Source organism: Asaia sp. W19, assembly GCF_003994335.1.
Classification (GTDB): domain Bacteria; phylum Pseudomonadota; class Alphaproteobacteria; order Acetobacterales; family Acetobacteraceae; genus Asaia.
The window spans coordinates 1-635 of record NZ_PNQZ01000036.1; the positions used below are offsets into that span (position 1 = coordinate 1).

General features: G+C 66.5%; 1 protein-coding gene. It reads right to left on the reverse strand.

The genetic code is table 11. The annotated features are described in order from the left end of the window. The coding region (locus C0V97_RS07715) for an HK97 family phage prohead protease (RefSeq protein WP_199751729.1) at nt 1–572 on the reverse strand (572 nt) is incomplete at its 3' end. Nucleotides 573–635 lie beyond the last annotated feature (63 nt).

Here is a 635-nt window from a genome sequence, read left to right on the forward strand (position 1 = left end):
TTGAGGAGACTACGGCTGGCGGCGCGAAGCTCTGCCGCCAGATCGGGCAGCTGCGGCCCCTCCGGATAAAACCGCCTGCGCATTTCGGTCACGCGGGCGAGCGCATTTGACGGGTCATCCACGAGGCTGACTTCGTGCAGATCCACCGCCTTGATGTGGCGGCGCGGTCCGCCCGGCTCGGTGCCCTGGGCTGCCCCGTTCTTGCGCACGGAAAAGCCGATGGAGAGGCCGCCGAGCGCGCCGTCCTTGACCAGACCGTAAAGCCTGCGCCCGTAATCGGTATCCATGCCAGACAGACGCCCGCGCAGATGCAGGCCGTGCGCGTCTTCGCTGGCATCCTCCCACACGCCCACGGGCAGGCCGTCACCGCCGAAAAACCCGTGCATGACGTGCATGGGGATGCCGCGGCCTTGCGCCTTGCGCTCGGCCAGCGTCTCGGCAAAGGCACCGGGCAGGACGATATCGCCATGCGCGTCCTGATGGCCGAACACGCTGCCATAGCCCTCGAAGCTGCCCTCTTTCGCGTCGGGCGCAAACTTCCACTCGAAAGCAGCGGCCAGATATTCACTCATTGTCATCTCCCGTGATGCCGGATCTGCCGGGCGTTGGATTCCTGGCGGGCGGGTCTTGCGCTC